Source organism: Nocardia sp. NPDC058705 (genome assembly GCF_042749305.1).
GTDB lineage: Bacteria > Actinomycetota > Actinomycetes > Mycobacteriales > Mycobacteriaceae > Nocardia.
Window position 1 is genome coordinate 219,020 of record NZ_JBHYRN010000004.1, and the last position, 26,835, is coordinate 245,854.

26 protein-coding genes are annotated in these 26,835 nt (G+C 67.6%); 15 read left to right on the forward strand and 11 right to left on the reverse strand.

Annotated elements, in window-relative coordinates; all coding sequences use genetic code 11:
* Positions 1 to 279 precede the first annotated feature (279 nt).
* A complete protein-coding gene (locus ACFW6D_RS08485; RefSeq protein ID WP_379326108.1) occupies positions 280 to 1,494 on the forward strand; it encodes a mannosyltransferase in 1,215 nt (404 codons plus the stop codon).
* Positions 1,495 to 1,497: 3 nt separating this feature from the next.
* Here the strand turns inward: ACFW6D_RS08485 and ACFW6D_RS08490 are convergent, their stop codons facing one another.
* Positions 1,498 to 1,785 (reverse strand): 4a-hydroxytetrahydrobiopterin dehydratase, encoded by a 288-nt coding sequence (locus ACFW6D_RS08490; protein WP_379326110.1) that lies wholly within the window; start codon positions 1,783 to 1,785, stop codon positions 1,498 to 1,500.
* 20 nt (positions 1,786 to 1,805) lie between these two features.
* Entirely contained in the window at positions 1,806 to 1,982 is a 177-nt protein-coding gene (locus tag ACFW6D_RS08495; protein WP_378907545.1) for a hypothetical protein, read from the reverse strand.
* 125 nt (positions 1,983 to 2,107) lie between these two features.
* Between ACFW6D_RS08495 and typA the strand changes: the two genes are divergently transcribed.
* The 5 genes from typA to ACFW6D_RS08520 all read left to right on the forward strand — a co-directional run bounded on the left by typA (position 2,108) and on the right by ACFW6D_RS08520 (position 8,820).
* On the forward strand, positions 2,108 to 4,009 hold the full coding sequence (gene typA / locus ACFW6D_RS08500; protein WP_379326112.1) for a translational GTPase TypA: 1,902 nt from the start codon (positions 2,108 to 2,110) through the stop codon (positions 4,007 to 4,009).
* Positions 4,010 to 4,160: 151 nt separating this feature from the next.
* Positions 4,161 to 5,894, forward strand: coding sequence for an ABC transporter family substrate-binding protein (locus ACFW6D_RS08505; RefSeq protein WP_379326297.1), 1,734 nt, complete (start codon positions 4,161 to 4,163; stop codon positions 5,892 to 5,894).
* Between the two features lie 103 nt (positions 5,895 to 5,997).
* Positions 5,998 to 6,879, forward strand: coding sequence for an N-acetyl-1-D-myo-inositol-2-amino-2-deoxy-alpha-D-glucopyranoside deacetylase (mshB, locus tag ACFW6D_RS08510; protein ID WP_379326114.1), 882 nt, complete (start codon positions 5,998 to 6,000; stop codon positions 6,877 to 6,879).
* 98 nt (positions 6,880 to 6,977) lie between these two features.
* On the forward strand, positions 6,978 to 8,393 hold the full coding sequence (locus tag ACFW6D_RS08515) for an amino acid permease (protein ID WP_379326116.1): 1,416 nt from the start codon (positions 6,978 to 6,980) through the stop codon (positions 8,391 to 8,393).
* Positions 8,394 to 8,403: 10 nt separating this feature from the next.
* Positions 8,404 to 8,820 (forward strand): hypothetical protein, encoded by a 417-nt coding sequence (locus ACFW6D_RS08520; RefSeq protein ID WP_379326118.1) that lies wholly within the window; start codon positions 8,404 to 8,406, stop codon positions 8,818 to 8,820.
* Here ACFW6D_RS08520 and ACFW6D_RS08525 read toward each other — a convergent pair.
* The 3 genes from ACFW6D_RS08525 to ACFW6D_RS08535 all read right to left on the reverse strand — a co-directional run bounded on the left by ACFW6D_RS08525 (position 8,817) and on the right by ACFW6D_RS08535 (position 11,324).
* A complete protein-coding gene (locus tag ACFW6D_RS08525) occupies positions 8,817 to 9,164 on the reverse strand; it encodes a DUF1622 domain-containing protein (RefSeq protein WP_379326120.1) in 348 nt (115 codons plus the stop codon). The two genes, ACFW6D_RS08520 and ACFW6D_RS08525, sit on opposite strands and share 4 nt — an antisense overlap.
* A 136-nt stretch (positions 9,165 to 9,300) precedes the next feature.
* Positions 9,301 to 10,785, reverse strand: coding sequence for a PH domain-containing protein (locus ACFW6D_RS08530; protein ID WP_379326299.1), 1,485 nt, complete (start codon positions 10,783 to 10,785; stop codon positions 9,301 to 9,303).
* A 38-nt stretch (positions 10,786 to 10,823) separates the two neighbouring features.
* Complete coding sequence (locus tag ACFW6D_RS08535; RefSeq protein ID WP_379326122.1) at positions 10,824 to 11,324, reverse strand: PH domain-containing protein; 501 nt, start codon at positions 11,322 to 11,324, stop codon at positions 10,824 to 10,826.
* A gap of 151 nt (positions 11,325 to 11,475) precedes the next feature.
* On the opposite strand from ACFW6D_RS08535, the gene ACFW6D_RS08540 reads away from it, so the two are divergent.
* The 7 genes from ACFW6D_RS08540 (at position 11,476) to ACFW6D_RS08570 (ending at position 18,554) form a co-directional block, all read left to right on the forward strand.
* Positions 11,476 to 14,076, forward strand: a complete 2,601-nt coding sequence (locus ACFW6D_RS08540) for a bifunctional FO biosynthesis protein CofGH (RefSeq protein ID WP_379326124.1) — start codon at positions 11,476 to 11,478, stop codon at positions 14,074 to 14,076.
* 95 nt (positions 14,077 to 14,171) lie between these two features.
* Positions 14,172 to 14,423 carry an Arc family DNA-binding protein gene (locus ACFW6D_RS08545; RefSeq protein WP_379326126.1) on the forward strand — a complete coding sequence of 84 codons (252 nt, stop codon included), beginning with the start codon at positions 14,172 to 14,174 and terminating at the stop codon, positions 14,421 to 14,423.
* Positions 14,420 to 14,836, forward strand: coding sequence for a type II toxin-antitoxin system VapC family toxin (locus ACFW6D_RS08550; protein WP_379326128.1), 417 nt, complete (start codon positions 14,420 to 14,422; stop codon positions 14,834 to 14,836). The genes ACFW6D_RS08545 and ACFW6D_RS08550 overlap by 4 nt, the downstream gene beginning before the upstream one ends.
* A 111-nt stretch (positions 14,837 to 14,947) precedes the next feature.
* A complete protein-coding gene (fdxA, locus tag ACFW6D_RS08555) occupies positions 14,948 to 15,271 on the forward strand; it encodes a ferredoxin (protein WP_056813450.1) in 324 nt (107 codons plus the stop codon).
* Positions 15,272 to 15,297: 26 nt separating this feature from the next.
* Positions 15,298 to 16,383, forward strand: coding sequence for a succinyldiaminopimelate transaminase (gene dapC, locus ACFW6D_RS08560; protein ID WP_379326130.1), 1,086 nt, complete (start codon positions 15,298 to 15,300; stop codon positions 16,381 to 16,383).
* 84 nt (positions 16,384 to 16,467) lie between these two features.
* Complete coding sequence (locus tag ACFW6D_RS08565) at positions 16,468 to 18,162, forward strand: serine/threonine-protein kinase (protein WP_379326301.1); 1,695 nt, start codon at positions 16,468 to 16,470, stop codon at positions 18,160 to 18,162.
* Positions 18,163 to 18,182: 20 nt separating this feature from the next.
* Positions 18,183 to 18,554 (forward strand): DUF4186 domain-containing protein, encoded by a 372-nt coding sequence (locus ACFW6D_RS08570; RefSeq protein ID WP_379326132.1) that lies wholly within the window; start codon positions 18,183 to 18,185, stop codon positions 18,552 to 18,554.
* A 51-nt stretch (positions 18,555 to 18,605) separates the two neighbouring features.
* On the opposite strand, the gene ACFW6D_RS08575 is transcribed toward ACFW6D_RS08570, so the two are convergent.
* Positions 18,606 to 19,457: an oxygenase MpaB family protein gene (locus ACFW6D_RS08575; protein ID WP_379326134.1), complete on the reverse strand. Its 852-nt coding sequence runs from the start codon at positions 19,455 to 19,457 to the stop codon at positions 18,606 to 18,608.
* A 125-nt stretch (positions 19,458 to 19,582) separates the two neighbouring features.
* Between ACFW6D_RS08575 and ACFW6D_RS08580 the strand changes: the two genes are divergently transcribed.
* Positions 19,583 to 21,010, forward strand: a complete 1,428-nt coding sequence (locus tag ACFW6D_RS08580) for an acyl-CoA synthetase (protein WP_379326136.1) — start codon at positions 19,583 to 19,585, stop codon at positions 21,008 to 21,010.
* Here the strand turns inward: ACFW6D_RS08580 and sigJ are convergent.
* From sigJ to dapD, 4 genes are all read right to left on the reverse strand, one after another.
* Entirely contained in the window at positions 20,999 to 21,892 is an 894-nt protein-coding gene (gene sigJ, locus ACFW6D_RS08585; RefSeq protein ID WP_379326138.1) for an RNA polymerase sigma factor SigJ, read from the reverse strand. The two genes, ACFW6D_RS08580 and sigJ, sit on opposite strands and share 12 nt — an antisense overlap.
* On the reverse strand, positions 21,889 to 22,968 hold the full coding sequence (locus tag ACFW6D_RS08590) for an NAD(P)/FAD-dependent oxidoreductase (protein ID WP_379326140.1): 1,080 nt from the start codon (positions 22,966 to 22,968) through the stop codon (positions 21,889 to 21,891). Before ACFW6D_RS08590 ends, sigJ begins: the two co-directional genes overlap by 4 nt.
* 135 nt (positions 22,969 to 23,103) lie before the next feature.
* Positions 23,104 to 23,670: a hypothetical protein gene (locus ACFW6D_RS08595; RefSeq protein ID WP_379326142.1), complete on the reverse strand. Its 567-nt coding sequence runs from the start codon at positions 23,668 to 23,670 to the stop codon at positions 23,104 to 23,106.
* A gap of 109 nt (positions 23,671 to 23,779) precedes the next feature.
* Positions 23,780 to 24,730 carry a 2,3,4,5-tetrahydropyridine-2,6-dicarboxylate N-succinyltransferase gene (gene dapD, locus ACFW6D_RS08600; protein WP_379326144.1) on the reverse strand — a complete coding sequence of 317 codons (951 nt, stop codon included), beginning with the start codon at positions 24,728 to 24,730 and terminating at the stop codon, positions 23,780 to 23,782.
* Between the two features lie 185 nt (positions 24,731 to 24,915).
* Here dapD and dapE point away from each other — a divergent pair, with 185 nt between their 5' ends.
* Complete coding sequence (dapE, locus tag ACFW6D_RS08605; protein WP_379326146.1) at positions 24,916 to 26,010, forward strand: succinyl-diaminopimelate desuccinylase; 1,095 nt, start codon at positions 24,916 to 24,918, stop codon at positions 26,008 to 26,010.
* Between the two features lie 4 nt (positions 26,011 to 26,014).
* Here dapE and ACFW6D_RS08610 read toward each other — a convergent pair whose 3' ends face one another.
* Positions 26,015 to 26,800, reverse strand: a complete 786-nt coding sequence (locus ACFW6D_RS08610) for a hypothetical protein (protein WP_379326148.1) — start codon at positions 26,798 to 26,800, stop codon at positions 26,015 to 26,017.
* Between the last annotated feature and the right edge of the window lie 35 nt (positions 26,801 to 26,835).

Consider the following 26,835-nt stretch of genomic DNA (forward strand, 5'->3'; position numbering starts at 1 on the left):
GCGATGGGCGAGGGATGTCGAGCCCAACATGTCGGGGCCACTCTAAAGGACAACGCCGCCGTGTTGTACAGCGCCGGGCCCAACGTGGCGCACCGGCCGAAACCATGTTCATCGACGCTAGTCCGTCATGGTGTTACACCTGGGGATGTTGATGCAACTGTGACCAGTGGTGTCGTCGGGGCGCCAACCCGTGCGCGCATACGCGTGTACGCGCACGGCTATGGTGATCGAGCACTGCGACAGGCGCGCACGCCCGCTCATACGACCGAAAGCCAGGCCTTGAACAGACACCTCCGATGGGCTGTCGCGCTGCTCGGACTGTCCGTGCTCGCCCGGCTGGCCTGGATGATCTTCGCTCCGAACGGCCTCAATGTCGTCGATCTGCACGTGTACGTGGACGGTTCGGCCGCGCTGCTCACCGATCGGCTCTACGACTTCACCTACTCGGAGGTGACGCCGGACTTCCCGCTGCCGTTCACCTATCCGCCGTTCGCCGCGCTGGTGTTCTTCCCGCTGCACTATCTGCCGTTCACCCTCGTAGCGGTCGGCTGGATGCTGGCCACGGTGGCTGCGCTCTACGGCGTGATCAGGATCAGCTTCGAACTGTTGCTCGGCGCGGACAAGGCCAAGCAGACGCCGTGGATCACCGCGGCCGTCGGCTGGACGGCGCTGGGCGTGTGGCTCGAGCCGGTGCGCACCACGATCGACTACGGCCAGGTCAATGTGTTCCTGGTGTTCGGGGCGATGCTGGCTGTGCGCAGTGCGCGCTGGTGGATCTCGGGCACCATCGTCGGCGTGATCGCAGGCATCAAACTGACCCCGGCGATCACCGGCCTGTACTTCGTGGCGCGGCGGCGTTGGGCGACGGTGCTGTGGTCGGCGGGCGCGTTCGGGCTGACCGTCGCTGTGAGCTTCCTCATCAACGCGCACGAGGCGAAGCGCTATTTCGGCACCCTGCTCGGTGACGCCGATCGGATCGGCCCGGTGGGTTCGGTCTGGAATCAGTCGCTGCGCGGCGCGCTGAGCCGCATCCTGGGCTACGACGTGCAGTCGGGTCCGTGGTGGATCGCCGCGGTCGTGGTCACGGCCGTGCTGGCGTTGCTCGCCTGGCGCACGCTCGGCCCCGACGACCGGCTCGGCACCCTGGTGCTGGTGCAGCTGTTCGGGTTGATGATCTCGCCGATCTCCTGGTCACACCACTGGGTGTGGCTCATCCCGACGGCATTGTGGCTGCTCTACGGGCCGCTGCGGGACGAGCGGGTCGCGCGGATCATCGCGGGGTTCTGGGTGCTGACCATGCTGGTCGGCGTGCCGTGGGTGCTCTCGTTCGCCCAGCCCACGATCTGGACGATCCCGCGCCCGTGGCCGCTGGCCTGGCTCGGCGCGGTCGACGTGATCGGCGTGTTCGTCCTGTTCGGCTGGCTGATCTGGCACGGCCGCGACACCCTGCGCAAGCAACTGCCCGGCCGCCGCGCCGAGGTCCCCGCTGGCTGAGGCTCAGCCGACGATGTCGTCGATGGTGTGGGCCATCGCGGTATCGAGCGCGGTCAGCCCACCTTCCGAGTGTGTACTCAAGGTGAAACGCAGTGTGCGCCAACGGATATCGATATCAGGATGATGATCGGCGGCTTCGGCCGCTTCGGCGACCTTGCGCACTGTCTCGATGCCTGCCAGGAAGCTCGGCGCCTTGACGGTGCGGGTGATCGCGTCACCCTCGCGCGACCACTCCGGCAGCGTGGCCAGTGCGATGGTGAGTTCGGGCGGGGAGAGCAGCGGAGTACCCATACCTCGGTTGTACGCTTCGTTTACTTGGCGCGCGCCAGCTTCAAGGCCTTTTTGAGATCTTTACCGCACATTCCGGCGGCCTCTGCCTTCTTCATTCGCATGATGACGACGGGGCATTTGAAGCAGCGCGTCTTCTTCCTGCAGCACTTTTTCTTCGGCTTCAGGCTCGAGACCTTCTTCGCCTTCACCTTGCCCATGTGAGTTAGCCTAGCCTAAGTACAAAGCCTGACACGAGGGTGCCCCCGCGCAACCGGTAGGCTGTAACAGGCCGCGATGCCAGATGAATGCGCGCCAAACACCCCAACAGCAGGAGGATCCAGGCGTGTCGTCTTCACGCGATTTTCGCAACGTCGCCATCGTGGCCCACGTCGACCACGGCAAGACGACGCTGGTCGACGCCATGCTTCGTCAGTCGGGCGCGTTCGCGGAGCGAGCAGAACTGGTCGACCGAGTCATGGACTCCGGTGATCTCGAGCGCGAGAAGGGCATCACCATTCTCGCGAAGAACACCGCAGTTCATCGCCATAACCCCGATGGTTCTCTCACCGTCATCAATGTGATCGACACCCCCGGCCACGCCGACTTCGGTGGCGAGGTCGAGCGCGGCCTTTCCATGGTCGACGGTGTCGTGCTGCTCGTCGACGCGTCCGAGGGCCCGCTGCCCCAGACCCGCTTCGTGCTGCGCAAGGCGCTTGCCGCCAAGCTGCCGGTCATCCTGGTCGTGAACAAGACCGACCGCCCCGATGCCCGCATCGCCGAGGTCGTCTCCGAGTCGCACGACCTGCTGCTCGACCTGGCTTCCGACCTCGACGACGAGGCCGCCGAAGCCGCCGAGCTGGCGCTGGACCTGCCGGTCCTCTACGCCTCGGGCCGTGAGGGCAAGGCCTCGAAGGTGGAGCCCGAAAACGGTTCCGCTCCCGACGCCGAGAACCTCGACGCCCTGTTCGAGGTGCTGATGGACTACATCCCGGCACCGAAGAGCAACAAGGACGCGCCGCTGCAGGCCCACGTCACCAACCTCGACGCGTCGGCGTTCCTCGGTCGTCTGGCCCTGGTCCGCATCTACGCGGGCGAGCTGCGCAAGGGTCAGAACGTCACCTGGATCAACGCCGACGGCGCCAAGACGGTCAAGATCACCGAGCTGCTGCAGACGATCGGTGTCGAGCGTCAGCCCGGCGAGGTCGCCGAGGCGGGCGACATCGTCGCCATCGCCGGTATCCCCGACATCATGATCGGCGACACCCTCGCCGATCCGGACAACCCGATCGCGCTGCCGCGCATCACCGTCGACGAGCCCGCCATCTCGGTGGTCATCGGCACCAACACCTCGCCGCTGGTCGGTCGGGTGCAGGGCCACAAGCTCACCGCCCGCATGCTCAAGTCGCGCCTGGATTCCGAGCTCATCGGCAACGTGTCGCTGCGCGTGCTCGACATCGGCCGTCCCGATGCCTGGGAGGTGCAGGGTCGTGGTGAGCTGGCGCTGGCCATCCTGGTCGAGCAGATGCGTCGCGAAGGCTTCGAGCTGACCGTCGGCAAGCCGCAGGTGGTCACCAAGCAGGTCGACGGCAAGACCCACGAGCCGTTCGAAGAGCTGACCATCGACTGCCCCGACGAGTACCTGGGCGCGATCACCCAGCTGCTGGCCGCCCGCAAGGGCAAGATGGTGCAGATGAGCAACCACGCCGCCGGTTGGGTGCGCATGGAGTTCATCGTCCCCTCGCGTGGCCTGATCGGCTTCCGCACCGTGTTCCTCACCGAGACCCGCGGCACCGGCATCGCCAACGCCGTCGCCCACGGTTACGCCCCCTGGGCCGGCGAGATCCGTGCGCGCCACACCGGTTCGCTCGTGTCGGACCGCGCGGGCACCGTCACCCCGTTCGCGATGATCCAGCTGGCCGACCGTGGTCAGTTCTTCGTCGAGCCGGGTGCCGACACCTACGAGGGCATGGTCGTCGGCATCAACCCGCGTGCCGAGGATCTCGATATCAACGTGACCCGCGAGAAGAAGCTGACCAACATGCGCAGCGCCAACGCGGACACCTTCGAGACCATGGCCAAGCCGTTGCAGCTCGACCTCGAGCTGGCGATGGAGTTCTGCACCGAAGACGAGTGCGTGGAGGTCACCCCCGAGGTGGTCCGTGTGCGCAAGCTCGTCCTCGGCGCCAACGAGCGCGCCCGCGACCTGTCGCGTCGCAAGGCTCGCGACAAGGCCGCCGCGAACTAGTCGGCAGTAGTTTCGAACGGCGTCGGCCGGGTACCGGAAACGGACCCGGCCGACGCCTTTTCGTGGGCCTGATGTGGCCGAACGGCGGGCGATCGAGTGGATGGGTAGAGTGCGCATTGTGAGTTCGGGGCGGCGTGCAGGGTGGCGCGCGATGGTGCTGGCGATGATCGCCTCGACGGCGGTCGTGGCCGGCTGCACGGCGAATCCGCCACCACCGATCGAGTCTTCCGACTCGCCCAAGACCACCCAGGCCAAGCCCGGCAAGAACACCGTGGTCGTCGCGATCGACGACATCGGCATCGGGTTCAACCCGCATCTGCGCTCGGATCAGTCGCCGGTGACCAGCGCGGTGAGTTCGATGGTGCTGCCGAGCCCGTTCCGCGCCGCGCCGAGTCCGGTGCATCCCGGACTGGTCGACTGGGTGCCCGATACCTCGCTGATCACCTCGGCCGATGTGACGGCCCAGGAGCCGTTCACCATCACCTACACCCTGCGCAATCAGGCCAATTGGTCCGATGGCGCCCCGATCGCGGCCGAGGATTTCCGGTTCCTCTGGCAGCAGATGATCAGTCAGCCCGGCGTGGTGGATCCGGCCGGCTACCGGCTGATCTCGGACGTGGCGTCCTCGGGTGGCGGCAAAACGGTCACCGTGACGATGGCGCAGCCCTATCCCGCCTGGCGTGAACTGTTCTCGAATCTGCTGCCCTCGCATCTGGTGAAGGACTCCCCGGGCGGGTTCACCAGCGGCCTTGTCGACGAAATCCCGGTCTCGGGTGGCAATTTCACCATCAAAACAGTCGATCGCGGACGCGACGAGATCCTCCTGGAACGCAACGATCGCTTCTGGGGCACCCCCGCCTCGCCGGATCAGATCCAGTTCCGCCGTGGCGGCACGCCCTCGCAGCTGGCGGAATCGCTGCGCACCGGTGACGCGCAGATGGCGCTCGTGCACGGCGGTGTTGCCACCCAGGCGCAGCTGGCCGCGATCCCGTCGGTGCGGACCACGATCATGCCGCAAGCCCGCGAACTGCAACTCGCCCTCAACGGCCGCTCCGGCGACCTCGCCGATGTGCGGGTCCGCAAGGCGGTGCTCGCGCTGCTCGACCCCGCCCTGCTGGCGACGGTCGGCGCACAGACCGGCGGTTGGGTCGAACCTGCACGCGCACAAGTACTTTCGCCGTCGAGTCCCGGTTATGTGCCCACCGCGCCGCCGCGGATGAGCGCCGAGGAGGCGTTCGCGCTGCTGGCCGAGGCCGGTTACGGTCGCGCACCCGAGGCGACGCAGACCAATTCGCCCACCTCGCCCGCGCCGCGTCCGCGCTCGGTGGCGCGCAACGGCAAGGGGCTGTCGGTGCGGATCGGCGCCGTCACCGAGGACGCGTCGGCGCTGGCCGTGGCCAATACCGCCGCCGACCAATTGCGCAGTGCCGGAATCGATGCCACCGTGCGCGGCCTCGCCGCCGACGAGCTGTACGGCAAGGACCTCACCGAATCCGCCGTCGACGCCATCGTCGGCTGGGAGCTGGCAGGCGGCGACCCGGCCAACGCGCTGGCCTCCCGCTACGGCTGTGCGCCGGTCGAACCGGCCCCTGCCGAAGGCCCCGCACTGGCCGCGGCCGAGGCATATCGTAAGGCGCCGAGCAATATCGGCGGTGTGTGCGACCCGACCCTGCAGCCGTCGATCGACGAGGCCCTGCGTGGCTTCGAGGTGCCGCGGATCCTGTCCGAAGCCGAGCCGCGGCTGTGGGAACTGGCGACGGTGTTGCCGATCGTCCAGGACAACGTCGTCGCCGCGGCAGGCCCGCGCGTCGACGGTGTATCGCTCTCGGGTGCCATTCAGGTCGGCATCTTCGGCGATACCGCGCAGTGGCGGAGGATCCCGTGATCCACGCGATCGGGCCGGTTCCCGTTGCCGCACAGAATAATTGGTGGTGTGCTGCTACTGGATCGATATCCGTTGCGGCACAAGATGACTGGCGGTGGATTCGATGACAGATACCGGCGGCCTGCTCCTGGTTCACGCACACCCGGATGACGAAACCCTCACCACGGGCGGAACTATCGCGCACTACCGCGCCCGTGGTGTCCCGGTGACGGTGGTGACCTGCACGCTCGGCGAGGAAGGCGAGGTCATCGGTGAACGGTGGTCGCGCCTGGTCGCCGCCGAAGCCGATCAGCTCGGTGGTTACCGCATCGCCGAACTCACCGCCGCGCTGGCGGCCTTGGACGCGGGTGAGCCGTGGTTTCTCGGCGGTCCCGGCCGGTGGCGCGATTCCGGCATGGCAGGCACGCCGTCGGCGGCGAACCCGCGGGCCTTCGTGAACTCCGGTGATGCCGCGGTCGACGAGCTCGTCGCGGTGATCCTCGAACTGCGGCCCCAGGTCGTCGTCACCTACGACCCGCGCGGCGGCTACGGCCACCCCGACCACATTCGCGCGCACGAGATCACCACCGCGGCCGTCGCGGCCGCCGCCGAGCAGGGCTGGGACGCTCCGAAGTTCTACTGGACCGTCACCGACGGCGACCTGCTCCGCCAGCACACCGCCGCACTGGCCCGCCGTACCGTCGACGAGCTGCCGGGCGCACTGCCCGCGGGCTGGCGGCTACCGGTCGAAGCCGAACTGGCCGCCATGTCCACCGGTGGCGTGACCACCGTGGTCGATGTCTCCGACGTGGTCTCGGCCAAGCGTGCCGCCATGCGCGCGCACGCCACCCAGGTCACCGTCGCACCGAGTGGCCGGGAATTCGCTCTGTCGAACAACATCGCGCTGCCGGTGCTGCCGGAGGAACACTTCACCCTGGTGCGCGGCAAGCGTGGCCCTGTGGGGGCCGACGGCTTCGAGCACGACCTGTTCGCCGGTCTCGATTGAGTCGCTAGCCACAGGGTTGCCATCGCGGCCCGTTGTGGTTGCCGGTACCGTTCCGGTGTCCGCGTTCTCGGGTGTTTTCGCACGATGGGTGGCGTGTCATGACCGCTGTGGGTGATCGACCGGAACTCGACGCCGAGGACGCGGGGTACCACAAGTCCCTCGGCAGACGTCAGCTGATGATGATCGCCATCGGCGGCGCGATCGGCACCGGCCTGTTTCTCAGTTCCGGCGGCAGGCTGGCCAGCGCGGGGCCGACACTGTGGATCGTCTACGCGGTGTGCGGGGTGTTCGTGTTCTTCATCCTGCGCGCACTGGGCGAGCTGGTACTGCACCGCCCGACGTCGGGTTCGTTCGTCTCCTACGCGCGCGAATTCCTCGGCGAGAAGGCAGCTTTCGTCGCGGGCTGGATGTACTTCCTGAACTGGTCGATGACCGGGATCGCCGACTCCACCGCCATCGCACTGTATTTCCACTACTGGCAGCCGATGACCTCTGTGCCGCAATGGGTGCTGGCGCTGATCGCCCTGGTGATCGTGCTGATCGTGAACCTGGTGAGCGTCAAGGCATTCGGTGAGCTGGAGTTCTGGGCGGCACTGGTGAAGGTGACCGCACTGTGTGCCTTCCTGATCATCGGCACGGTATTCCTGTTGGGGCGCTTCACTATTCGCGGCGAGCCCACCGGTCCGCCGATGATTGCCGAGCACGGAGGCATGTTCCCGACCGGCATCCTGCCGCTGGTGCTGGTCACTTCCGGGGTGATCTTCGCCTATGCCGCAGTCGAATTGGTCGGTACGGCGGCGGGGGAGACCAAGGATCCAGAGAAGCTGATGCCGCGTGCGATCAACTCGGTGATCGTGCGGATCGCGGTGTTCTACGTCGGGTCGCTGCTGCTGCTCGGGCTGCTGATGCCGTACACGGCCTATCACGCGGGGGAGAGCCCGTTCGTCACGTTCTTCGCCGCGCTCGGCGTGCCCGGCATCGGCTCGCTGATGAACATCGTGGTGCTCACCGCGGCGTTCTCCAGTCTCAACGCTGGCCTGTATTCGACCGGCCGGATCCTGCGTTCGATGTCGATGCGCGGTAGCGCGCCACGGTTCACCGCGGTGATGAGCGGCCACGGCGTGCCCTACGGCGGCATCCTGCTCACCTTCGGTATCGCGCTGCTCGGAGTGGCGCTCAACGGGTTCGTGCCGGATCAGGCGTTCGAGATCGTGTTGAACGTGGCCTCGCTCGGCATCCTGTCGTCGTGGGCCACCATCGTGCTGTGTCAGCTGCGCATGTGGCGGATGTGGAAGCGGGGGGAGATCGAGCGGCCCGCGTTCCGGATGATCGGCGCGCCGTACACCGGGTGGGCGACGCTGGCCTTCCTGTTCACCGTGCTGGTCCTGATGGCGATCGACCGGCCGGTGGGCACGTGGACGGTGGCGAGCCTGTTGATCATCGTGCCCGCGCTGCTGATCGGCTGGCGGTTCTCCAGGGCGCGCGCGGCGCAGCGGGCGGGTTCGGCCGAATAGACTCACGCCCATGGTGACCGATCACGATCAGCCCACCGCCGTGCTGCGGTCCGCGCGCCTGCCCCGCGTGGCGGATCCGCTGATCGCGGGACTGATCGTCGTGCTGCTGCTCCTCGACGCACTGATCACCCTGGCCGTCGAAGTGCTGTTCCTGCCCACCTATATCGGCTCGTTCCCCTTTCCCGCGGTGGCGCTGCTGGCCGCGCCGATCAATATCGCCCTGGTCTACGGCATGGAATCGGTGACCGACCGGATCGGGTTCACCTTCGCCCCGATCGTGGTGTGGGTGTTCGGGTTCCTGGTCTGCGCCACGCGCGGGCCCGGCGGTGACATCATGCTCGGCAGCGACGGGCGCACCCTGCTGCTGTTCGCCTGCGGCGTGCTCGCGCCCGCGGGCTACCTGTATTACCGCTCGAACGCCCGCTAGCTGGGGGTCTTCTGCCAGGGCCATCGGCCGGTCAGTTCGAGTTCGAGCGAGTAGCTCAGGAACGTCCGCACCAGCACGATCAAGGCCAGTACGCCGACGCTGGTGAAGGTCGGGGCGATGGCGACCGTGCGGATGATGTCGGCGGCGACCAGGAATTCCAGACCGAGCAGAATCGCCCGGCCGAGGCCGCGCCGATAGGTGCGATAGGCGAGGTCGAAATCCTGGCGGCCTGCCAGTTGCCGCAGGAACCGGATCGTGCCGACCAACCCGCCGATGACGATCGCCGCGACACCCGCCGCGTCGAGCACCTGTCCTGCGGTCTCGATTACCTCGGTGAACTGCACGACACACCCCTTGCGTCAGCGGCACGGCGATCGTGTGGAACGCTACGCCGCATTGCGGCACCACGCCGCTATCGGGGTTCGGCGGGTCTGTGCACCGTCGTGGGGGTCGGTCGCGAGTAGCGGTCTCGCGGTCGATTCAGCGTTTGCCGAGTCGTCCCGGGGTGACCGTCTCGATCAGTTCGGCGGCCTGCTCGATCGGGATGTCGACCACCGAATAGGCCTTCTTGCCCGCGGCCGTTGCCGCGACGACGGTCGCCAGGCCCGCGCGGCGTTGCCAGAAGGTCTGACGCACGGTCCAGCCGATGATGCCCGGTGCTTCGAGACAGTCGCGATTGCGATCGAGGCTGCCCCGGCGGGTGATCAGCCAGGTCGGGCCGGTGGTTCCCGGAAGCACGCGATGGCCGAGGCCTCGATAGCGGTCTTCGGCGAGCGCGGCCATGATCAGGGCGAAGACCACCGGCAACGTCCAGGTCCACGCCGGTAGGTGACCGCCCGCGATCGTGATGGCGAGCATGGCGACGATGATGCCGCCGACAGGCCACGCGGCGCGGGTGTAGCGGCGACGGCGGGCAGCGGGGCCGTGCAGGTGCAAGTCGATGGTGCCGAGGGTGGTGCCGGTGATGGGTTGTGGGGCAGTCGAATTCTCGGGGTTGGGTCGGCGGCGGGTGCGCAATAGTTCGTCGAGGGTTTGTTCGACGGCGGTGCGTGGGGCCTGGGGGAGGATCTTCTGGCGGGGGTTCTCGCCGGTCATGATCATTTCGAGCTGGGCAGCGTGTGCGGCGCGCAGCAGGAGTGGTTCGTTGAGGGTGGCGCCGCGGAAACGGGCCAAGTCGAGGGTGATCTGGCGGGTGGTGAACAGGCCGTGGCGCAGGTGCAGGGTGGTGCCGTTGTCGAGCACGCGCAGGCGGTACCAGGTGGCGAGGTATTGGGCGCAGGCCGCCAGGCTCACCAAAACCAGTGACAGCACGGTCAATCCGACGATCACGATGGTGACCCCGGCCGCACTGTCGTCCCCGAGCCCTTGCACCGCAGAGCTTTTCGAGATCACTTCGATGAGCCCGTACTGCCCCGCGAGCCCCACGATCGGCGCGAAGATCGCGAGCCCGGTCAGCGACAACGGCGCGTACCGCACCCACGCCGGCTGCCAGTGCCCGATCTCCACACCGGATTCCGCGCTCTGGTCCGGTGACGAAACCTGCACGTCCTCCGGCGCGTGTCGCGCTGTGTGCGAGAGCAATTCGGCCCGCAAAGTAGGAATCCGACTCGTGTCGAGCGCGTCGAGCTTGAATTCCTCGCCCTTGGCGGCCTGATTTCCAGTCCCGATCGCCAGCACCGCCAGCCCCAGAACCCGGTGCAGCAGATCGGCTTCCACATCCACCGACCGAATCCGCGGCCGCGGCACCGACAAGGTCCGGCGCGCCACGATCCCACTGCGCAACTGCACATGATCACCGTCGATCCGATACGACGTGGTGAACCACCGCGCCACGCCGAACGCCGCGACCAGCGACACCGGGATCAGACTCCACAGCGGATTTCCGCTGGTGGTGCCGACGATGATCGTGCCGAGCAGCACCGGAATGTATTTCACGATCTCGGTCACCGGATACACCAGCAGCATGCGTGGGTCCAGCCGCTGCCACGCGGTCTCGGTGCTGGTCACGTCGCGTCCCCGCGGTGCTGGGCGGCGATGGCGGTCAACCGCAGCACCGTCTCCTCGGCCACCGGCAGATCCAGGGCACTGATCTTCACCGCCCCCGCCGACGACGCGGTGGTCACCGTGACGGTCGCCAACCCCAGCATCCGTTCCAGCGGCCCACGCTCGGTGTCCACGGTCTGCACCCGCGAGATCGGCGCGACCCTCGAGTCCTGATCCAGCCACCCCACCCGCGTGTACACGGCCTCATCGGTGACCTCCCACCGATGCACCGCGTACCGCCACGCCGGAATCACCACGATCCCGACCACCGCGAGCGCCACGACCGCCAGCCCGGCGACCGCCTGCCACCCACGATGCCCGTCGTCGAGCACCGCCCACACCGTGAGCGCCACGATCGCGATGACGATCCCGATCACGTTCTCCAACGCCCACAGCAGCTTGGCCTTGGAACTCGGACGCCAGGCCGGTTCGGCCAGAATGGTGGAGCGCGGCAACGACATGCTGACCATGCTTCCATGCCGGTCCGACGAGTTCACCCGCTCGGGAATACCCGCGGTCACACCCGAGGTTGTCGTCGGACAAGGACGACCACGCCGCGCCCGCCGGGAGCGGCGTGAGCAGCCGACCACACGTCCGGGAGAGAAGTAGCGCATGATCGACGGGGTGAGCGACCTTCCGAAGCCGAGCGTTCCGATGCCGCCGCCGAATCCCGCCGCGATGCGCCGGGCCCTGCGCCGGGCCCGCGACGGCGTCACGTTGAACGTCGACGAGGCCACCGTCCTGCTCCACGCCACCGGCGACGACCTCGTCGACCTGTGCGCCAGTGCGGCACGGGTTCGCGACGCCGGTCTGGAATCGGCGGGCCGACCCGCCACGATCACCTATTCGCGCAATGTGTTCATCCCGCTCACCAAGCTGTGCCGGGACAAGTGTCACTACTGCACGTTCGTCACGGTGCCGGGCAAGCTGCGCGCCGAGGGCAAGGGCATGTTCCTCGAACCCGACGAGGTCCTCGAGATCGCCCGCCAGGGTGCCGCGTTGGGATGCAAGGAAGCGCTGTTCACCCTCGGTGACCGGCCGGAGGACCGCTGGCCCGAGGCCGCGCAGTGGCTCGACGAACGCGGCTACGACTCCACCCTCGACTACCTGCGCGCCGTGTCCATCCTCGTGCTCGAGGAAACCGGTCTGCTGCCGCATCTGAACCCCGGCGTGATGAGCTGGAACGAGATCTCGCGCCTCAAGCCCGTCGCCCAGTCCATGGGCATGATGCTCGAGACCACCGCCACCCGGCTGTTCACCGACAAGGGCGAATGCCATTACGGCAGTCCCGACAAGGACCCCGCGGTCCGGCTGCGTTCGATCACCGACGCGGGCAGGCTCTCGGTGCCCTATACCACCGGCATCCTGGTCGGCATCGGGGAGAATCTCACCGAGCGGGCCGAGTCGATCATGGCTATTCGCAAGCAGCACAGGGAGTTCGGGCACATCCAGGAAGTGATCGTGCAGAACTTCCGGGCCAAGAACGACACCGCCATGCGCGATGTGCCCGACGCGGGCGTCGAGGAGTTCCTGGCGACCGTCGCGGTGACGAGACTGCTTCTCGGACCGGATGTTCCGGTGCAGGCACCGCCGAACCTGGTGTCGCACAGTGATTGCCGGGCGTTGATCGACGCGGGCATCGATGACTGGGGTGGGGTGTCGCCGGTGACGGTCGATCACGTCAATCCCGAACGTCCGTGGCCGAACCTGGATACCCTGCGCGAGATCACCGAGGCGGCCGGGTTCACCCTCGTCGAACGCACCTCCGCGCACCCGAAATATGTTCGCGCGGGACATCCTTGGATCGATCCGCGTATCGGCGCGCACGTCGACGCGCTCACCGACCCCGCGACCGGGCTGGCCAGGCCCGATGTCATGCCGGTCGGTCTGCCGTGGCAGGAACCGGATGAGTCGTGGGATTCCGTCGGCCGCGTCGACCTGAACACCGCCATCGACACCGAGGGCCGAAACACCGACAGCCGCAGCGATTCCGGGCTCGGTCAAGAGGTTGTCGGCGCGTTCGGTGACTGGGAGACGATTCGCGAACACGCTCGTGACCTGGCCGTCGTCGCGCCGGAGCGTCTGGATTCCGAAGTGCTCGACGCCCTGCGAGCCGCCGAGAAGGACCCGGCCGGTCTCACCGACGACCAGTACCTCGCGTTGGCGACCGCCGACGGTGCGAATATGGAAGCTGTTGCAGCACTGGCTGATTTGCTAAGGCGCGAGGTCTCCGGTGACGAGGTCACCTACGTCGTCAACCGCAATATCAACTTCACCAACATCTGCTACACCGGCTGCCGCTTCTGCGCCTTCGCTCAGCGCAAGGGCGACGCCGACGCGTTCACCTTGAGCACCGACGAGGTCGCCGATCGCGCGTGGGAAGCCCACGTCGACGGCGCCACCGAGATCTGCATGCAGGGCGGCATCGACCCGGAACTGCCCGTCACCGGCTACGCCGACCTGGTCCGCGCCATCAAAGCGCGCGTCCCGGAGATGCACGTCCACGCGTTCAGCCCGATGGAGATCGTCAACGGTGCCTCCCGGGGCGGCCATAGCATCCACGACTGGCTCTCGGCGCTCAAGGAGGCCGGATTGGGTTCGATCCCCGGAACGGCCGCCGAAATCCTCGACGACGAGGTCCGCTGGGTGCTCACCAAGGGCAAACTCCCCACTTCGGCCTGGATCGAGGTCATCACCACCGCGCACAAACTGGGCATCCCGTCGAGCTCGACGATGATGTACGGGCATGTGGACAACCCGAAGCACTGGGTCGGCCACCTGCGGGTCCTGCGCGGCATCCAGGACGAAACCGGCGGCTTCACCGAGTTCGTGCCACTCCCGTTCGTCCACCAGAGCGCGCCGCTCTACCTCGCAGGCGCCGCTCGCCCCGGCCCGACCAACCGCGACAACCGCGCCGTCCACGCCCTGGCCCGCATCATGCTCCACGGCCGCATCCACAACATCCAGACCAGCTGGGTGAAACTGGGCACCCTCGGCACCCAGGCCATGCTCACCGGCGGCGCCAACGACCTCGGCGGCACCCTGATGGAGGAAACCATCTCCCGCATGGCCGGCTCCCAACACGGCTCCGCCAAAACCGTCGCCGAACTCACCGAGATCGCCGCGGGTATCGGTCGCCCGGTCCGCGAACGAACCACGACCTATGGGGCCATCGAGCATGCCCCGCGAGCACTGCCGCTGACAGTCAGCTGATCGCGCCCGGTTTTCTCTGGTCAAGGGACCGCGCCGGGCGTAAAGTTGGCGTCAATGAAGGCATTGGCGCCAATGACTGCACCGGGAGGGTTGTGATGGCGAGGTTGACGGTTCGTGATCTGCCCGACGATGTGCGGGAGGCGTTGCGGGTGCGCGCCGCGCAGCACGGGCGCAGTACCGAGGCGGAGGTGCGGCAGATCTTGATCGATGTCGTGTTCCCCACGGTGCAGGTGGAACTCGGCTCGCTGCTCGCCGATATCGGCCGCGAGGTGACCTTGACCGACGACGAGGTCGACCAGCTCACCGCGCGCGACAAGACCCCCGCCGCGCCGCTGGAGTTCGGATGATCATCCTCGATACCAACGTGGTCTCCGAACCGCTGCGCACCGCACCCGATCCTCGCGTGGTGAAGTGGCTCGACGATCAACCGCTACACACCCTGTACCTGTCCGCGGGGACGGTCGCCGAGATTCGCTTCGGTATCGCGGCGATGCCGGCGGGCAGGCGCCGTGACCTGCTTTCGGAGCGGGTGGAGACGAAGGTGCTGCCGCTTTTCAGCGGTCGCATCCTTGCCTTCGACCTCGCGGTATCGGAGTCCTACGCGAAACTCATGGCGAGGGCGCGGGCCGCCGGGCAGGCCATTGCTCCCGCCGACGGCTACATCGCCGCGACGGCGCTGGACGCGGGCATGTCGGTAGCGACGCGGGACGGCGTACCGTTCGTGGCAGCGGGGGTGCCGGTGATCGACCCCTGGGCATGACTGCGTCACAACATAGTTAGGGCAGGCTGACCTGGGAGTAATGTGGGCGGTCGGGATAGTGTTTCGGGGGCGGAGTAACCCCGCAGGTGAGGACAGACTAGGAGAACGGCAGTGCCGTACATCATCGCTGAACCGTGCGTTGACGTGAAGGACAAGGCGTGCATCGAGGAATGCCCCGTGGATTGCATCTACGAGGGCGGTCGCATGCTCTACATCCAACCCGACGAGTGCGTGGACTGTGGTGCGTGTGAGCCGGTCTGCCCCGTAGAGGCGATCTTCTACGAGGACGACACTCCGGACCAGTGGAGCGGTTACATCAACGCCAACGTCGACTTCTTCAACGAGCTGGGATCCCCCGGTGGCGCGACCAAGGTCGGTGTGGTCGATTTCGACCCCGCCTTCATCAAGGCGCTGCCCCCGATGGCCGAAGAGTGAGCGCGGGGGTGCCCACGCGTGGCCGTGTGAGCAGTCTGCTGCCTGATTTCCCGTGGGACACGATCGCCGCGGTGAAGCAGAAGGCGGCCGCTCATCCGGGTGGTCTGGTCGATCTGTCCGTCGGTACGCCGGTGGACCCCGTCGATCCGGTGATCCGGGCGGCACTGGGCTCGGTCGCGTCCGTGCCCGGATACCCGACCACGCACGGCACCCCTGAGCTGCGCTCCGCCGCCGTCGCGGCGCTGGCGCGCAGATTCGGCGTCACCGGCGTCGATCCGGCGGCGGTGCTGCCGGTGATCGGCACCAAGGAACTCATCGCCGGGCTGCCCAGGCTGCTAGGGCTGGGCCCCGACGATCTGGTGGTGATCCCCGAGATCGCCTACCCGACCTACGAGGTCGGCGCGCTGCTGGCGGGCGCGAAGCCTTGGCGCGCAGACGGTCTCACCCAGATCGGCCCGCAGAACCCGGCGCTGATCTTCGTGAACTCGCCCTCGAACCCCACCGGCAAGGTGCTGCCCATCGAGCACCTGCGCAAGGTGGTAGCGTTCGCTCGCGAGCGCGGCGCGATCGTCGCCTCCGACGAGTGCTACCTGGGCTTGACCTGGGAGGGCGAGGCCGTCTCGATCCTCGACCCGCGCGTCTGCGACGGCGACCACACCAACCTGCTTGCCATCCACTCCCTGTCGAAGACCTCGAACCTGGCCAGCTACCGCGCCGGTTTCGTGGCAGGCGATCCCGAGTTGGTGGCCGAACTGCTCGAGGTGCGCAAGCACTCGGGCATGATCATGCCGTTCCCGATCCAGGCCGCGATGACCGCCGCGCTCAGCGACGACGTGCACGAGGCCGAACAGCGCGAGCGTTACCGCGCCCGCCGCGACATCCTGCGAAAAGCCTTGCAGCAAGCAGGCTTCCGCATCGACTTCTCCGAAGCCGGTCTCTACCTGTGGGCTACGCGCGGCGAACCGTGCCGCGTCACCCTCGACTGGCTGGCCGACCGTGGAATCCTCGCGGCCCCAGGCGATTTCTACGGCCCCCGTTCGCCCGAACATGTGCGTATCGCACTGACCGCCACCGACGAGCGCATCGCCCAGGCCGTCGAACGCCTGTCCTGAGCCGTACGCAGCCCAGGTGGTCCGAACTCGCCGCAGTTAGGGTCAGGCGGTCGGCGTGACATCGGATCGAAAGGCTTGCAACGAATGCACGGGGTGGAGTTCGAGGCGGGCACGGTGTTCGCGGGGTATCGGATCGACCGGCTGCTCGGCCGGGGCGGCATGGGCACCGTCTATCTCGCGGCGCATCCGCGACTGCCGCGCCGGGTCGCGCTGAAACTGCTGAATCGCGAACTGTATTCGGATCACGAGGTGCGCGGCAGGTTCGAACGCGAGGCCGATGTGTCGGCGCACCTGGACCATCCCGGCATCGTATCGGTGCTCGATCGCGGCGTCGAAAACGGCCTGATGTGGATCTCCATGCAGTACGTCGACGGCACCGACGCCTCGGTGTTCCGCCACGAACCGATGGACCCCGCCCGTGCGGTCGGCATCATCGCTCAAACCGCCGACGCTTTGGACTACGCCCACGAGCGCGGCGTTCTGCACCGAGATGTGAAGCCCGCCAACATCTTGCTGGCCCCCACCCGCACCGGCGACCGCGTCCTGCTCACCGACTTCGGCATCGCCCGACTGCGCGGCGACGCCCGCCAACTCACCCGCACCGGCGCCTTCCTCGCCACCCTCGCCTACGCGTCCCCCGAACAGCTCTCGGGCACCCTGGTCGATCACCGCTCCGACCAGTACTCGCTCGGCTGCACGCTGTTCACGCTGCTTACGGGCGAAAGCCCCTTTCCCGCAGACAATCCCGGTGCGGTCGTCGCAGCTCACCTGACCAAACCGGTGCCGCGCGCCGCTGCCGTGGTCGGTGACCTGCCACCCGGAATCGACGAGGTGATCGCGCGGGCGATGGCGAAAGATCCTGCCGAAAGATTCAGCAGCTGTTCGGCCTTCGCGCACGCGGCGACAGCGGCGAGTGCATCCGGGACGCCCCAGCCTGCCGGTCACGGCGGCGGACTGGAGGGTGCCGTTGCGATGAGCGCACCCGGGACCCTCCAGCCGGGCGGTCAGGAACGTTGGTCGGCGCGCACGGAGGTGGGCGCGCCCGGTCGGACACTGATCGGTCCACCGGATTCTGCGCAGCAGCCGAGTGCGCAGCGCGCGACGGCCGCCGAACCCGTTAGCGGAGTATCTGTTTCGAGCGCCGGCTCCAACATGCCGACGACTCGCGCCGTGCCGCAGGTTCGGTCCGAACCGCTCGGGTCAGCTCGTCCGCATCGTGCGGTGTCCTCGCGGTGGCGGGTGCTGGCGGTGAGCCTGATCGTGCTCGCGATGGTCGCCGGGGTCGGCGTCATCGGCGTCGGCGCGATCTACTGGAAGTTTGTGCGCCCCAACCGAATGGCTCCAGCACCGAACTGGGGTGAGCACGCGTCGGTAGCAGCGGGCTTTACCGAGTTGATCCCGTCCGGACCGACCGGACGCGGCTGGCGGGAAGCCACCTGCTTCGCGACCCCGTCGCTGGTCGTGCTTCCCGGCGACCCGGCCCCACTGCGCCAGATCACCTGCACCGATGTCGACGGCCGCACCGCCTGGTACACCGAATTCCCGACCACCGCCGACGCCGACGCCTACCTCACCCGCCACACCACCGAAGACACCACCCGCGAGCTCCCCGGCACCAGCGTCACCGCCTACCGCCCCCGCGACCCCGCCGCACCGTTCACCCTCGCCGCCCGAGAACACAGCAACCCACTCAGCGCGAACACGGTCGTAGAGGTGTCGTGGCCGGATCATTCCTACGACGAAGCCCGCGACAGCTGGTGGCAGCAAGCCCCCTTCTGACTGTGACACCATCGATGGCGATGGACGAGTTGGATGCCAGGCTGCGCCGAATCGGACAGCACCCCTTTCGCGCGAAGTTCCGGCTCTACGGCCGGGACCGGGCGATAGTCGATCTGCGCGGTATCGTCACCGTCCGCAAGCATGCCGAGGAGCTGATCGCCACCCGGTTGGCCCCCGCCGAACCCCGCAATGACGGCAAGCAAACGCCCTATCGCGGGCATCCCGTGTTCGTGGCGCAACACGCGACCGCGACGTGCTGTCGCACCTGCCTGTCGAAGTGGCACGACATCCCGGCCGGTCATGCTCTCACGGACGCCGAGCGAGGCTATGTCGTCGACGTGATCTGCCGCTGGATCACCGCCCAGTACGTCCCCGCCCAACCCCCGCCCTGAACCGCGCGCCCAGCCGGTGAGACGAGCACGGTTAGCGCGGGGTGACCCTTGTCAGATGAGGGGCTTGCCTCGGCGGTTGCGGCGGCGCATGTCGGCGAGGCAGGCGTTGAAGGGGAAGTTGCGGATGGGGCGGGGCATCTGGCCCCAGATGGTGCCGGTGGTGCGAAGTAGGCGGTTGAGGCGGCGTTCGTCGGTGGGGGTCCAGGACAGGCCGAGTTCGTCGCGGATGTGTTGGGGGAGTAGGCCGGTGGTGAACCAGCGGTGGAAGCGGGCGAGGAGTAGACGCAGGGGTGGGGTGACCATTTTCAGGTCGAGCAGCCGGTCGAAGTAGGCCTTGATGGTGGGGTCGACGCTGGTTTGTGGCAGGTGTTCGGCCCAGTAGGCGGCGAAGGCGGCGCGGTCGGCGGGCCACATCTCGCGCGGGACCTGGAGGGTGGTGGCGAGGTGGTGGGCGTAGTCGTAGAAGTCGTCGGCGATGGTGTCGTCGACGGGGCCGTAGATGCGGTCCATCACGTCGATCGAGCCCCAGTACAGGCAGGCCGCCACCCACAGCTGCAGGTTCTTGTCGAAGGCGTTGTATTTCACGGGGCTGTCGGCGGTGGAGTGGACGTGGCGGTGCGCGCCGTTGATGGCAGTGCGGTAGGCCTCGCGGTCGGCGTCGGTGCCCATCAGTGCCACCGACAGGTAGGTGAGCGTGGTCCGGGTGCGCTTGACCGGGTGCAACATGATGCTGCCGCTGTGCACCGTCGATTCCGCGACGCCGTAGCCGACGGGAGCCAGGCTGAGCTGCATGATCACATTGGCGGTCGCGCCGTAGAAGGCGGCGGCGCCGTCGATGTAGTCGCGGATGTCGAAGGGTACCGGTTCGGATTGCTGTGAACGTGAGCGCGACAGGATGGTCATCGTTGACCCCGTTTTCGTCGAAGAGAGCGTGAGAGAGTTATACGTTGAATGTCTCATCATGTCGCCGGGGTGTCAACGGAGGCGGCGGCAGCAGGCGCCGAACCGCGTCGCGTTAGCGTTGACGGATGCCCTATGGTCCGCCGCTGCTGCTCGCGTCACTGAATCCGGCCGCCGTCGCCGCCGGGGATGACATTCCCGACGCCGTCACCATCGATGATGCCACTCTGTCGCGCAGTGATCTGCTGGGTTCGGCAACCTCGGTGGCGGAACGGATCGCCCGCGCCGACCGCGTCGCCGTGCTGGCCGAACCGACGCTGCGCACCGTGATCGCCGTGGTGGGCTGCCTGATCGCCGGGGTGACCGTGGTTCCGGTGCCGCCGGACGCGGGAGTCGCCGAACGCGCGCACATGCTGCGCGACTCGGGTGCGCAGGCCTGGCTGGGTGCGGCGCCGGACGACGCGGATCTACCGGTGGTACCGGTGCGACTGCACGCGCGTTCATGGCACACCTATCCCGAACCCGCCCCTGCGGCAACCGCTTTCATCCTCTACACCTCGGGCACCACCGGCGCGCCTAAAGGTGTGATGCTCAGTCGCGGCGCGATCGCCGCCGGACTCGACGCCCTCGCGGACGCATGGGCGTGGACGAGGAAAGACACACTGGTACACGGACTTCCTCTGTTCCACGTGCACGGGCTGATCCTCGGTCTCCTCGGGCCGTTGCGGTTCGGAAGCCCGGTGATCCACACCGGCAAGCCGACCCCTGAGGCCTACGCGGCGGCGGGCGGCAGCCTGTACTTCGGGGTGCCGACAGTGTGGTCACGCGTGGTCGAAAAGCCGGAACTGGCAAAGGAACTGGGCAAGGCGCGGCTGCTGGTCTCGGGCAGTGCGCCGCTGCCGGTGCCGGTGTTCGAGAAGCTGGCCGAGCTCACCGGGCAGCCGCCGGTGGAGCGGTACGGGATGAGCGAAACCATGATCACGCTGTCCACCCGGGCAGACGGCGAGCGCAGGCCGGGCTGGGTCGGCACGCCGGTGCGCGGGGTGGAGACGAGGCTGCGTGACGAAGCGAGCGAGCCAGTTCCGCACGACGGTACGAGTATCGGTGGCCTGCAGGTTCGCGGGCCGATGCTGTTCGACGGCTACCTGAACCGACCCGACGCCACCGCGCAGGACTGGACCGAGGACGGCTGGTTCCGCACCGGCGACGTCGCGGTGATCGACCCCGACGGCTTCCACCGCATCGTCGGGCGCGAGTCGATCGACCTCATCAAATCCGGCGGCTACCGCATCGGCGCTGGCGAGATCGAGACGGCGCTGCTCGGCCATCCGGCGGTCGCCGAAGTAGCCGTGGTCGGACTGCCCGATGCCGATCTCGGCCAGCGGATCGTGGCCTTCGTCGTCGCGCGCGACGGGGGCTCCGACGCACTCGGTGACGAGCTGACTGCCTATGTGGGCGAACAGCTTTCGGCCCACAAGCGCCCGCGGGAGGTCCGCTTCGTGGATTCGCTGCCGCGTAATGCGATGGGCAAGGTGCAGAAGAAGCTACTGGCTTGATCCCGGAATCCGTACAGCGCTGAGCTTTTCGGGGTTGCGCATGCTGTACAGCGCGGTGACGACACCTCCGCTGACCTCGATGGACGTCACCTGATCGAGCACACCGTCGACGGTCGCCAGAATCGAGGGCATCGCGTTGTAGATGCCGAAGTACACCCCCATCTCGCCCATCCGCTGCCCCTTGGCGAGCAGACCGATGACCAGCCTGGCCACCTTGTCCTGGCCGAGCACCGGTCGCCGCACGGCGTTCACCACCCCGCCACCGTCGCCGAGGAACACCACGTCGGGAGCGAGCACGTCCATCAGCGCCTGCACATTGCCGGTGGCGGCGGCGATCGAGAACCGCTCCACCACCGACTGCGCCTCGGCGGGGGTGGCTATCGCGGTGTGGCGCTGCGCGTGCACCCGGTCGCGGGCGCGCTGATTGAGTTGGCGCACAGCCGCTTCCGACTTGTCCACCGCCGCCGCGATCTCCGAGTAATCGAACGCGAACACCTCGCGCAACACGAACACCGCACGCTGCAGCGGCGTCAGCTTCTCGAACACCAGCAGCATCGCGGTGGTCACCGCCTCGCCGGTCAGCACATGCTCGACCCCGCCCTCGGCCTCGGTGGCCAAGGGCTCGGGCAACCACGGCCCGATGTACTCCTCGCGTCGGCGCGCGGCTGAGCGCAGCACGCCCAATGCCTGCCGCGTGACGATCTGGGCGAGGTAGGCCCGCGGATTGTCGATCAGTGCCAGGTCGACCCCGCGCCAGAGCAGGTAGCTGTCGTGCAGGACGTCTTCGGTGTCGACCACCGAGCCGAGGATCTCGTAGGCGATCGAGAACAGCAGTCGCCGGTTCTCGGTGAAGGTGTGCTCGATCGCCGTCTCACGAATCACCGCTTCGGACCCCGCAACCACACGGTGTTGCCGGTGCGGGAGGCGGTGGCGGCGAAGCGGCACACGCGTTCTTTGACGAACGCCGCGATCGGTCCGCTGACGAACAACCGAGACGCCGTGTCCGCGCGGTCGGTGACCTGCTGCAACCCGTCGTGCCTGCCGAGGCTGATCCCCTGCCCGACGTAACCCAGCGAAAAGGGCTGCGGCTCACGTCCTTTGATCATCCGCACCAGTGTATTGGCGGCGTGAGCACCCTGGGGTGCTGCCGTGGCGCACGCCATCCGCATGCCGGGCACCGCCGCGCAGTCGCCGACCGCGAAGATCCGGGGGTCGCTCACGCTACGCAGAGTGGCGTCGACCAGGGCCCTGCCGTCGGCGTCGACGGCCAGTCCGCTGCGCGCGGCGAGGTCGGGTACCGCGGAGAACATCGCCCAGAGCGTGAGGTCGGAGTCGAGTTCGGCGCCCGAGCCCAACCGCAGGGTCGTCCCGTCGATCTCGATGACCTGATCGGCCACGATGTCGGCGGTCAATCGGCCGAGCGTGCTGCGCACATGCCGCTGCGCACCGGTCGACAGCGAACCCGCCACTGTATCGCTCACCAGTCGCACGCGCAGGTAGGGCCGGGCCTCGGCGAGCTCGGCCGCGGTCTCGATCCCGGTGAGACCTCCACCGATCACCGTGACGATCCCGCCCGCGGCCAGCGCCTCCAGCGCGGTCCGTGCCTGTTCGGCTCCCTCCCAGGTGCCGACCGGGATCGCGCCGGGAAGCGGGTTCGCGGTGCTGCCCGTCGCGAGAATCACCGAGTCGAATTCCAGGTCGCGACCGTTGTCGAGAGTGACAGTCCCGTCGCCGATCTTGTCCGCGCTGGCGGTCTCGAGCGTGATCCCGGCGGCGAGCATCTCGGTGAGTGGGCGGGCCGCGGTGCCGCTACCCGCGATCTGCTCGTGCAACCGCACCCGTTCGATGAAGTCACCCCGCGGATTGACCACGGTGATATGCGCGTCAGGGGCCTTCTTGCGCAGCCGATTCGCCGCGAGAGTCCCGGCGTACCCTGCCCCGATCACCACGATGTTCATCAGTGCCTCCTGCCATGGATTATGCGTTCGACCATGGGATGCGATGAGAGGCTTCGTTGTGACGGTGACGTCCACCACACCAAAAGGCCCCGTACTCCGCAGAAGTACGAGGCCTTTCGTTATCGCGATGTCAGATCAGGGCTGGCCGGTGAGGTACGCGATCACGGCTTCGCGGAATGCCTCGCCGCCCATCACATAGCCACCGATGAACATGCCCGCGGGAATGGTGACGATCCACAGGAACGGGAAGAGCACGCCGATGAGGCCACCGATCACGATGCCGGGCATGTTCTTCTGGGTCTGGTACATGAAGCGGTCGTAGGCGCTGATGTCCTTCAGCTCCGCGACATCGCTGAGCTTCGCGGAATCCTGCGGCGTCATCGACGCGGCCAGCTTGACGGTGCGACCATCCTGGCTGATCTCGGGGGCGATCGCGATCGGCAGGCCCGCGACCTCCTGACGCAGCGACACCTGGTCCACCGTGGCACCGTCGGTGCCCTTGAGCAGCACGGTGGCGCCGTCGGCGGTGATCTCGAACTTGCCGGCGTCGACGGCCCAGGTGATGGCCTTGTCCGCCGGGGAAATCGTCACGCCCGGACCCGCTGTGGGCTCGACTGCGGGCGCACCGTGTGCGGTGGCCGAGGTGATCCCGACCGCCGCGACGGCCATGAACACCGCAGTACTGATCTTTCCGAACTTCATTCTTGGTGAATCCCTCCGCATTCGCTGCCCCGATCGGGGCACAAGTACGGTAACGAAAACATAAACGCCGACGGCACTTCAAGACCTATCGTCAAGAAACCGCAATGTTTCAGTCGTTGGCGTGCAGGGCGGCATTGAGTTCGACGCCGGTTCCCTTGCGCGCCACCACTTCCACGGCACCGCTGGTGGAATTGCGGCGGAACAGCAGGTTGTCCTGGCCGGACAGGGTCGACGCCTTGACGATCGAACCGTCGGGGCCGGTGACCTTGGTGCCCGCGGTGACGTAGAGGCCCGCCTCGATCACACAGTCGTTGCCCAGCGAGATGCCGAGCCCGGAGTTGGCGCCGAGCAGTGAACGCTCGCCGACCGAGATGACCTGGGTGCCGCCGCCGGACAGGGTGCCCATGATCGACGCGCCACCGCCCACATCGGAGCCGTCGCCGACCACGACGCCGGCCGAAATGCGGCCTTCGACCATCGAGTTGCCTAGGGTGCCCGCGTTGAAGTTGACGAAGCCCTCGTGCATGACGGTGGTGCCCGCGGCCAGGTGCGCGCCGAGGCGGACACGGTCGGCGTCGCCGATGCGCACACCGGCGGGGACCACGTAGTCGACCAGGCGGGGGAACTTGTCGACGCTGAGCACCGTCACCGGGCCGCGGGCGCGCAGCTTCAGGCGGGTCTGCTCGAAGCCATCGACCGCGCACGGGCCGTGGTTGGTCCACACCACATTGCTGAGCAGGCCGAACTGGCCGTCCAGGCTCAGGCCGTGCGGCTGCACGAGTCGGTGCGAGAGCAGGTGCAGGCGCAGGTAGACGTCGTGCGCGTCGATCGGGGCGGCCGACAGGTCCGCGATCGTGGTGCGCACAGCGATCACCTCGACCCCGCGCGCGGAGTCCACCCCGAGCAGCTCGGCGAACTCGCCCGCCTCGGCGGCGTCGAGGCGCTTGGAGCCGGTTTCGGTGAACTCGCCCAGCTCGGGGCTGGGGTACCAGGTGTCGAGGACGGTTCCGTCCGAGGTCACGTTGGCGATGCCGACTGCAGTTGCTCCCTGAATACTCACCCCTCCATCTTGCCGCGCGAGCGTCGGCGAGTGTTCCGCGACCCCTGTGCGTCTGGCCATACGGACTGGCGTAATCACACACTTCGACCGTTCTGAGTCAGTTTTCTGATTGGCGGCGGCCGAATTGCGTGATTACGCCGGTCTGGCCGCCCCGCGGCGGACGCGGTCCGTACTACTCTCGAGATGTGACCCTCGATTTGCGTGCTGATCCCATCCAGTTGACCGCCGCCCTAGTCGACGTGCCGAGCGTTTCGCGCGACGAGGCCAAGATCGCGGATCTGGTCGAGCAGGCATTACGGGAGCAGACCACCGGGTTCGAAGTGGTGCGTCACGGCAACGTGGTGCTGGCGCGGACCCAGCGCGGCCTGCCGACTCGGGTGATTCTCGCGGGGCATCTGGATACGGTGCCGATCGCCGACAATGTGCCGAGCCGACCGGACGAAGTCGACGGCGAAGCGGTCCTGTTCGGTTGCGGCACAGTCGATATGAAGTCCGGCGATGCAGTGTTCCTGCACCTGGCCGCGACGATCGCCGATCCGGCCCACGATCTGACGCTGATCTTCTACGACGGTGAGGAGATCGCGGCCGAGTTCAACGGTCTCGGGCACATCGAGCGGGAATTGCCGGAATGGCTCGAAGGTGATCTGGCGATTCTCGGTGAGCCGTCGGCGGGTTGGATCGAGGCGGGTTGCCAGGGCACCTTGCGGGTGCGCTTGACCACCTCCGGTGTGCGCGCGCATTCGGCCCGAGCATGGCTGGGGGAGAACGCGATTCACGAGCTGGCGGAAGTGTTGGCGCGGCTGTCGGTCTATGAGGCGCGGCAGGTCGATATCGACGGTTGTGTGTATCGCGAGGGGTTGTCGGCGGTGCGAGTCTCTGGCGGGGTCGCGGGCAATGTGGTGCCCGATGTCGCCGAAGTCGATGTGAACTTCCGTTTCGCTCCCGACCGCAGTGTCGAGCAGGCCATCGCACACGTTCGCGAGGTCTTCGACGGACTCGATGTCGCCTTCGAGGTCACCGATTTCTCGCCCGGCGCCCTGCCCGGCCTCACCGCTCCGGCCGCCCGCACCCTCATCGACTCGGTCAACGCCCACGGCGGCGGCGGGGTGCGCGCCAAGTACGGCTGGACCGACGTCTCCCGCTTCGCCGCCCGCGGTATCCCCGCCGTCAACTTCGGCCCCGGCGACCCCAACCTCGCCCACAAGCGCGACGAACACGTCCCGCTGAGCCAGATCACCGCCGTCACCGCGATGCTGCGCACCTACCTGTCGAAGCCGTAGGCACCTACCAGCCGCCGGTGAACAGGGCGGCCAGGCCGGGGACCGGGTCGGACGCGTTGGTGGTGTTCGCGACGGCGACCACGATCAGCGCGAGCGCCAGTACTGCCGAGAGGGTGCAGAACGCGGCGAGCACTCGGCGGGAGCGGCCGTCAGGGGACCGGCGGCGGGTGCGCCACAGCAGTGCGCACACTCCGAGCAGGGAGGCGGCTGTGACGGCGGCGAGTACGGCCATCGCGAGGTGGTACCGGGCGAAGTCGTCGATCATCGCGTCCAGTGGCGGTGTCCGGGTGCCGTCGGCCAACCGCTGGCCCACCTCGGCGCGGACCTCGTCGGTAGCCATCGGCAGCAGCGAGGCGAACGGGGCAACCGTGCCCTGCGCGTTGGCAAGCACCAGCACCAGCGAGCACAGCGCGAGCACAGTGGCCACGCCGCCGGACGCCGCGAGTGCCACCCGTGTGCCGGTCCCGCCCGCCGCCATGAATCTCCGCCACAGCAGCACCGCGAGCGTGACGAGCACGGCCAACAGGAGCGCGGCGAGCACTGCCTTCGCGAGGTGATAGCGGAACCAGTAGTCGACGATATTCGCCAGTTCAGCGGTGAATTCCCGGGTTCCGGAGTGCCAATAGTCGACGAAGGCCGCGCCGAACGCGTGCCGAAGATCGTCCTCGCCGCCGAAATCGGCGCCTGCCTGGTTCGCCAACAAGCGCGGAGCGAGAACGAACGCGGCGATCAGCGCACCGGCCAGCCCGACGAGCGCACCGAGAACACGACCGGGAACTGCACTGGACATCGTCAAATCCTTAGGTTCGATCGAGTGCGCCGCCG